The 7118-nt window shown below is 61.9% G+C and carries 8 protein-coding genes and 1 pseudogene; 6 read left to right on the top strand and 3 right to left on the bottom strand.

What is annotated here, in order from left to right; genetic code table 11:
• The 5 genes and pseudogenes from AC1DWI_RS09615 to hisC form a co-directional block, all read left to right on the top strand.
• Positions 1-187 (top strand): annotated as a pseudogene (locus AC1DWI_RS09615) (tRNA (guanosine(37)-N1)-methyltransferase TrmD); the annotation flags it as partial.
• 141 nt (positions 188-328) lie between these two features.
• Positions 329-694, top strand: coding sequence for a 50S ribosomal protein L19 (gene rplS, locus AC1DWI_RS09620; RefSeq protein ID WP_077595343.1), 366 nt, complete (start codon positions 329-331; stop codon positions 692-694).
• A 66-nt stretch (positions 695-760) separates the two neighbouring features.
• On the top strand, positions 761-1468 hold the full coding sequence (locus AC1DWI_RS09625; protein WP_477668032.1) for a CoA pyrophosphatase: 708 nt from the start codon (positions 761-763) through the stop codon (positions 1466-1468).
• A 326-nt stretch (positions 1469-1794) separates the two neighbouring features.
• Positions 1795-2823, top strand: a complete 1029-nt coding sequence (locus AC1DWI_RS09630) for a CobD/CbiB family protein (protein ID WP_457279969.1) — start codon at positions 1795-1797, stop codon at positions 2821-2823.
• The gene (gene hisC / locus AC1DWI_RS09635; protein WP_477668031.1) at positions 2820-3902 is read left to right on the top strand and encodes a histidinol-phosphate transaminase; all 1083 of its coding nucleotides are present in this window, start codon (positions 2820-2822) and stop codon (positions 3900-3902) included. The genes AC1DWI_RS09630 and hisC overlap by 4 nt, the downstream gene beginning before the upstream one ends.
• Before the next feature lie 37 nt (positions 3903-3939).
• Here hisC and rsgA read toward each other — a convergent pair whose 3' ends face one another.
• The 3 genes from rsgA to AC1DWI_RS09650 are packed head-to-tail and all read right to left on the bottom strand — an operon-like array spanning position 3940 to position 6526.
• The gene (rsgA, locus tag AC1DWI_RS09640; RefSeq protein WP_477668030.1) at positions 3940-4923 is read right to left on the bottom strand and encodes a ribosome small subunit-dependent GTPase A; all 984 of its coding nucleotides are present in this window, start codon (positions 4921-4923) and stop codon (positions 3940-3942) included.
• On the bottom strand, positions 4920-5240 hold the full coding sequence (locus AC1DWI_RS09645; RefSeq protein ID WP_436157846.1) for a 4a-hydroxytetrahydrobiopterin dehydratase: 321 nt from the start codon (positions 5238-5240) through the stop codon (positions 4920-4922). Before AC1DWI_RS09645 ends, rsgA begins: the two co-directional genes overlap by 4 nt.
• Positions 5237-6526 (bottom strand): M48 family metallopeptidase, encoded by a 1290-nt coding sequence (locus AC1DWI_RS09650; protein WP_477668029.1) that lies wholly within the window; start codon positions 6524-6526, stop codon positions 5237-5239. Before AC1DWI_RS09650 ends, AC1DWI_RS09645 begins: the two co-directional genes overlap by 4 nt.
• 35 nt (positions 6527-6561) lie before the next feature.
• Here AC1DWI_RS09650 and orn point away from each other — a divergent pair.
• Positions 6562-7118 (top strand): oligoribonuclease (orn, locus tag AC1DWI_RS09655; RefSeq protein ID WP_477724741.1); only part of this gene is annotated, 557 nt, incomplete at its 3' end.

Here is a 7118-nt window from a genome sequence, read left to right on the forward strand (position 1 = left end):
CGTTCCGACCACCCTGATGTCTGGAAACCACGCCCATATTGAGCGCTGGCGGCGTGAACAACGCCTGGCGCTGACGCAGCGCCAACGCCCGGAATTGGTGCAAATGGCACGGCAGAGTGGGAATTTGAGCGAAAGTGACGAGGCTTTTTTGGCCGATTTGGTCGAAAACCCGGACAAAGACGCTTGAAAAAGCACTGACTTGCTATAATCAAAGGCTTTTCGATCCTCTGGCGGCCACTGCAACCATCTGAACACCCGCGGGTGTTCCATGGATTTGCGGTCTTTAGCGTAGCGCGTGTATGAGCGAAGAAGTTAGATGGAATAAACCATGAATCTGATCCAGACCCTTGAGCAGGAAGAAATCGCCCGCTTGAACAAGACCATTCCCGTTTACGCTCCCGGCGACACCGTGATCGTGAGCGTCAATGTGGTGGAAGGTACGCGTAAACGCGTGCAGGCTTTTGAAGGTGTGGTGATTGCCAAGCGCAATCGCGGCCTCAATTCCAGCTTCATCGTTCGCAAGATCTCTAACGGCGAAGGCGTGGAACGTACGTTCCAGGTTTACAGCCCGCTGATCGCGAAGATTGAAGTCAAGCGCCGTGGTGATGTGCGCCGTGCCAAGCTGTACTACCTGCGTAGCCGCAGCGGCAAATCCGCACGTATCAAGGAAAAGCTGGGCGCCAAGGCTGCCTAAAAGCACCTCCGCCCTGAAAAGCCGCTCTGTCGAGCGGCTTTTTTTTGCCTGCTAACCTCTCACTCCATGAACAACACCCGGCCCCTGCCGAAGTTTGACCCGCGCAGCATCCCGGTGCTGGGTATTGATGACCATCTGGCGGGGGTCCCTTCGGCGCACCTTTCACCGGAGGCCCTGCGCCAGCGTTTTCGGCATCCGCCTGTGTGGACTCCCGAACACAGCGTTGAAAAGACATTCACCGACCGCACGCCTGCGCTGGCTGCGGTGCTGATTCCGCTGGTCATGCGGGACGAGCTGACACTGCTGCTGACGGAGCGGACCACCAACCTGTCCACGCACTCAGGCCAGGTCGCCTTGCCCGGCGGCCGTACGGATGAAACCGACCGCGATGCGGTAGACACCGCGCTGCGGGAAGCGCACGAGGAGGTGGGCTTGCCGCGCGACCATGTGGAGGTGCTGGGCACCTTGCCGACCTACGTCACCGGTACCGCTTTCATCATCACGCCGGTGGTGGCGCTGGTGAGGCCCGGGTTCGTGCTGCAGCCCAATCCGGGTGAAGTCGCAGATGTCTTCGAGGTGCCGCTGGGCTACCTGATGAACCCGGCCAATCATCGCCGCCACGAGATGGAGTTCGACGGCGCCCTGCGCCAATGGCTTTCCATGCCGTACTCAGACCCCTCCGTGGAAGGTGATGGCAACGAGGCCAGGGAGCGTTATATCTGGGGCGCGACGGCCGGCATGCTGCGTAATCTCTATCGTTTTCTGGTGGCTTAGCCCACCACCGTCCAGGCTCACTTCGTGTAGCCTGTTCCCCCCTTCCAGGGGGCGGCGCCKGGGGCCGGCGAAGCCGAAAAATTAGCACACCCCTATCGGGCTCACTTCGTGTAGCCCTTTTCCCCTTGCAGGGGACGGCGCCTACGGCCTGGCAGAGCCAGTTCCGCGGCCCCTGCTCGCACGGGCCCCGCTGGGTTGTGCTAACTGAACTCTTAAACCCAGCATGAGCCGCGGGGCTGGCTATGCCAGACCGCAGGCGGGCGGCCCCCTCGGGGGGCAGCGCATTACACGAAGTGAAAAGCGTGGGGGCCAAGTTATGATTCCTCATGAGCTTTTTTGCCGTTTTGTTTGCACTCATCATCGAACAGGCCCGTCCGCTGGCCCGCGGCAACTGGATTCATGCGGGATTTCGGGGCTGGGCCCGCTGGACCAACCGCAGCCTGGATGCCGGCAAACCGCACCACGGCTGGATCGCATGGACGGTCGCCGTGCTGGTGCCGGCGCTGGTCACCTTCCTGATTCACTGGCTGCTGTGGACCATCAACCCCGTGCTGGCTTTTGCATGGAACGTGGCAATCCTCTATGTCACGCTGGGCTTTCGGCAGTTCAGCCACTACTTCACGGACATACGCGACGCGCTGGATGACGGCGACGAAACGACAGCGCGCGAATTGCTGGCGCAGTGGCGCCAGGTCGATGCGAGCGAGCTTCCGCGCAGCGAAATTGTCCGCCACGTGATTGAATATTCGGTGCTGGCCGCGCACCGCCATGTGTTCGGCGTGCTGGGCTGGTTTTCGGTGCTCGCTGCGCTGGGGCTGGGGCCCGCAGGCGCCGTGCTCTACCGCATGAGTGAGTTCGTTTCACGCTACTGGGCCTATAAAAGAAGGACCGCCGCTGCAGCAGGCGAGGGCGCCAGCACGGCGTTGCAGCTTGCCGCAAGCCGTGCCTGGGGCGTGATTGATTTTGTGCCCGCCCGTGTCACCTCGCTGGGTTTCGCGGTGGTCGGCAGTTTTGAAGACGCCATTGATGCCTGGCGCAACTACACGCACCGGTTTCCGGTTGGCACTCCTTCGGCCTCTGAAAACCGCAACGACGGGATCATCCTGGCTGCCACGTCCGGTGCCGTGAACGTGCGCCTGGGCGGCGAAGCGCTCAAGACCACGTTTTCGGCGGACACCTCGCAAAGTTTCCAGGCGGGTGGCCTGGATGCGGAAGACGGCATCGCCACAGAAGCCACGCCTGGCCGGGAGCCCGAAGTGGCGCACCTGCGAAGCATCGTGGGGCTGGTGTGGCGTTCCGTGGTGCTGTGGATGGTCTTGCTGGCGCTGCTGACCCTGGCACGCCTGCTCGGATGAGCGGCAGCCTGCCTTCCGGGCAATCCTTCTGGAGCCCTGCGGTGCGCGGTCTTGTGCCGTATGTGCCGGGGGAGCAGCCCGGTGTTGCGGACCTGGTCAAGCTCAACACCAACGAGAACCCATACCCGCCATCGCCCCGTGTCGTTGCCGCCATCACGGCCGCGGCGCAAAACGGCCTGCAGCTTTATCCCGACCCGCAGGCCAATGCACTCAGGCGGGCGATTGCCGGCTACCACGGCATAGACACCGGCCAGGTGTTTGCTGGGAATGGTTCGGATGAAGTGCTGGCGCACGCTTTCTGCGCATTTTTCCGCCACGGCCAGCCGCTGTTGATGCCGGATGTCAGCTACAGCTTTTACAGGGTGTACTGCGGGCTCTATGGCATTGAGGCCGGGCTCGTGCCGCTGGATGCGTCCCTGCGCATCCATGTGGCGGATTACACCGCGCCATGCGCGGGCGTGGTGATTGCCAACCCGAACGCGCCCACCGGCACCGGCCTGCCGCTGGCGCAGATCGAGCAACTGTTGCAGCAACAGCCCGAGCGGGTTGTGCTGGTAGACGAAGCCTATGTGGATTTCGGCGGCGAAACCGCCATTGAACTGATTGCGCGTTATCCCAACCTGCTGGTGGTGCACACGCTGTCCAAGTCGCGCTCGCTGGCCGGATTGCGCGTTGGTTTTGCCGCCGGCCAGCGCCACCTGATTGAAGCCCTTGAGCGGGTGAAAGACAGCTTCAATTCCTATCCGCTGGACCGCCTGGCCATCGCCGGTGCCGTGGCGGCTTACGAGGATCGTGCTTATTTTGAAGCGACTCGCACGGCCGTGATCCAGAGCCGTGATCTGTTAAGCCGGCAGCTGCAAGGCCTCGGCTTTGACGTCTTGCCATCGCAGGCCAACTTCCTGCTGGCTCGCCATCCTGGCCACGACGCAGCGGCCTTCGCGGCCGGCTTGCGCGAAAAAAACATCCTGGTGCGCCATTTCAGGCAGCCGCGCATCGACCAGCATTTGCGCATCAGCGTGGGCACGCCGGCGCAGTGTGAGGCGCTGGTGCAGGCCTGCCGCGAGCTGCTCAAGGCCTGACGCTATTGCCCGGACGGGCGCTGCCCGTCAGTTCCCGTCAATATCGGGGTTGCGACAGCTCGGCAAATAGTTCGCTATACAAACGATAGCGGCTTGCGCTGATTCCGTCTGGGCTGGGCCCCGATTTGACCTTTGAAATCACCCCGCAACCCGGCTCATGCAGGTGGGTGCAGTTGTAGAACTTGCAGTCCTGGGCGTGCGCCTTGAGGTCGGGCATGTAGTTGGCCAGCTGCACTGGGTCAATGTGGTGCAGCCCGAACTCCTGAAAGCCCGGCGAATCAATCAGCGCGGTGCTCCTCTGACCGTCCGTCCCGGTATTCACCCAGTACAGCGTGGTACTTGTGGTGGTGTGTTTGCCTGAATTGAGGGCCTGCGATATTTCCGCCGTCAGCACCCGTGCATCGGGCACCAGCAGGTTGGTCAGGCTGCTTTTGCCCGCGCCTGAAGGTCCCAGCACCAGCGTCTTTTTGTCCCGCAGCAAGTCCGTCAGTTCCTGCAGTTCCGGGTGCGGGGCATCGGCCGGCCCGCTTGTCGCTGTTTTGGGCTTGATGGCCAGCGAGAGCATTCTGTAGCCCATGGCCCGGTAGGGCGCCAGCTTGGCCCAGGCGCGCCCGAAAGGCTCGGTGAGGTCGCTTTTGTTAAGGGCGATGATGGGGGTGATACCCTCTGCTTCAGCGGCAATCAACGCGCGGGTCAGCTGGCTTTCCGAAAACTCGGGCTCGGCTGCGATGAGGATCAGCACCTGGTCGAGGTTGGCGGCGAAGGACTTGGTGCGCATCTCGTCCTGCCGGTAAAACAGGTTGCGGCGCTCTTCAATTTTCTCGATGGTGCCTTCGTCTTCGGAAGGCAGCCAGCGAATGCGGTCTCCCACCACGGCCTGGCTTTTCTTGCCGCGCGGGTGGCAGATGAGGCGTTCGCCGGTGTCGGTTTCTACCAGCACATGGCGGCCAAAACCCGCCACCACCAGCCCGGGCCGCGTGCCTGCGACGGGCGCGGCGGCAGGGCGTGCCGGTTTGCTCAAGCCAGCAAGGCGTCAACCTTCGACGCACAGAAAAAGTCACTGACTGAAACACCATCGACGTCATGCGTGTTGAAACGCACGGTGCATTTGCCGTAGCTCACGGCCAGGTCGGGGTGATGGTCTTCGGCATTGGCAATGAAAGCCAATGCGTTGACGAAGGCGATGGTCTCGTAGTAGTTCTTGAAGCTGTAGGTTTTTTCCAGCGAACCGTCGATCAGGCGCCAGCCCAGGGCCTGCTCGCCATTGAGCTTGCTCAACTGGGTGACGATTTCCGTGGCGCTCAGGGCGCGGCGGTTTTGGTGGATCGGGTTGCTCATGTCGCGGTGCTTTCAACAGAAGGAATCATGCGGCCCAGCCGTTCGGAGGCGGGCGGATGCGAATAGTAAAACTTCACAAATACCGGGTCGGGCGTGAGGGTGCTGGCATTGTCCTGGTAGAGCTTGAGCAGGGCGCTCTGCAGGTCTTTGCCGTCGGTTTGCGCCACGGCATAGGCGTCGGCCTCGAACTCGTGTTTACGCGAGAACTGCGCAAACACCGGCGAGATGAAGAAGCTGAAGAGCGGCACCACCAGCAAAAAGAGCAGCAGCGCCAGGGCGTCATTGGCGCCGGTGAGGTTGGGCCGCACGCCCAGGCCGGTATAGAACCAGACCTGTGACGACAGCCAGCCCAGCAAGGCGAAACCGGCCAGGCTCATGGCAAACATCAAGACGATGCGTTTGATGATGTGCTTGTGCTTGAAATGGCCCAGCTCATGCGCGAGCACGGCGTCAACTTCACCGGGGTTGAGCTGTTTGAGCAGGGTGTCGTAAAACACCACGCGCTTGGCCGCGCCGAAGCCGGTGAAATAGGCATTGGCGTGGGCCGAGCGTTTGCTGCCGTCCATCACGAAGAGGCCTTTGGCCGCAAAGCCGCAGCGCTGCATCAGGGCTGTCACGCGCGCCTTCAGTGTCTCGTCTTCGAGCGGTTTGAACTTGTTGAACATCGGCGCGACGACGGTGGGGTAGAGCACCAGCACCAGCAGGTTAAAACCCATCCAGGCACCCCAGGCCCACAGCCACCACAGGCTTCCCGCGCTGCCCATCAGCCACAGGATGAGCGCCACGATGGGCAGGCCGATGACGATGCCGACCAGCGTCGACTTCACCAGGTCGGCCAGCCAGAGTTTCAAGGTCATCTTGTTGAAGCCGAAACGCTCTTCGATGCGGAAGGTGCTGTACAGGGTGAAGGGCAGGTCGAGCAAACCGCTGATGAGGCCAAAAGCGGCCAGCAGGGCCAGTTGCGGCACCAGCGCGCCCCAGGCGGCCAGGCCGGAACCGGCGATTGCCTGGTTCAGCGTGTCGATGCCGCCCAGCAGCGTCCAGCCCAGCAGCACGGCGGCGGCGAAAGCCATCTCCAGCATGCCGAAGCGTGCCTTGGCGATTGTGTAGTCGGCTGCCTTCTGGTGCGCCTGCAGCGAAATGGTGGCCGAGAAGGCGGCGGGCACCGCGTTCCGGTTCCGTGCCACATGGCGGATCTGCCGCGAAGCCAGGTAGAACTTCGTGAGCAGCCCCAACACCAGAAAGGCGGAAAACACCCCGGTGAAAACAAGCGAATAGTCGGTCATGGCTGGCAGTTTAGGCGATCAGCGAGAATCGCAAGATGCCTGAAACTGAACCCCTACTTAAAAAATCAGACCAGAACCTCGTCTGGCTGGACTGCGAAATGACCGGCCTCGACCCGGAAAAAGAGCGCCTGATCGAGATCGCCGTCATCGTCACAGGCCCGCAACTCACGCCGCGCATTGAGGGCCCGGTTCTGGCGATCCACCAGACCGACGAGTTGCTGGACCAGATGGACAACTGGAACAAGGGCACCCATGGGCGCAGCGGCCTGATCGACAAGGTCAAGGCCAGCACCGTGGACGAGGCAGATGCCGAAGCGCAGATTCTGGCTTTTTTGGCCCGATACGTTCCCAAGGGTGTTTCACCGCTGTGCGGCAACACCATCAGCCAGGACAGGCGCTTCCTGGTCAAGTACATGCCCAAACTCGAAGCCTTCCTGCACTACCGCAACGTTGACGTCAGCACCTTCAAGGAACTGGCCAAGCGCTGGAGTCCCGAGGTTTACAGCGCCTTCAAAAAGCGCCAGAGCCACACCGCCCTGGCCGATGTGCACGAGTCGATTGACGAACTTGAGCACTATCGGCAACACTTCCT

The organism is Polaromonas sp. P3_C2 (genome assembly GCF_056402675.1).

What these genes read in the sequence shown, in the direction of transcription:
- rplS (WP_077595343.1), top strand. Translation starts at nt 329, where the DNA reads ATGAATCTGATCCAGACCCTTGAGCAGGAAGAAATCGCCCGCTTGAAC.
- AC1DWI_RS09625 (WP_477668032.1), top strand. Translation starts at nt 761, where the DNA reads ATGAACAACACCCGGCCCCTGCCGAAGTTTGACCCGCGCAGCATCCCG.
- AC1DWI_RS09630 (WP_457279969.1), top strand. Translation starts at nt 1,795, where the DNA reads ATGAGCTTTTTTGCCGTTTTGTTTGCACTCATCATCGAACAGGCCCGT.
- hisC (WP_477668031.1), top strand. Translation starts at nt 2,820, where the DNA reads ATGAGCGGCAGCCTGCCTTCCGGGCAATCCTTCTGGAGCCCTGCGGTG.
- AC1DWI_RS09645 (WP_436157846.1), bottom strand. Translation starts at nt 5,240, where the DNA reads ATGAGCAACCCGATCCACCAAAACCGCCGCGCCCTGAGCGCCACGGAA.
- AC1DWI_RS09650 (WP_477668029.1), bottom strand. Translation starts at nt 6,526, where the DNA reads ATGACCGACTATTCGCTTGTTTTCACCGGGGTGTTTTCCGCCTTTCTG.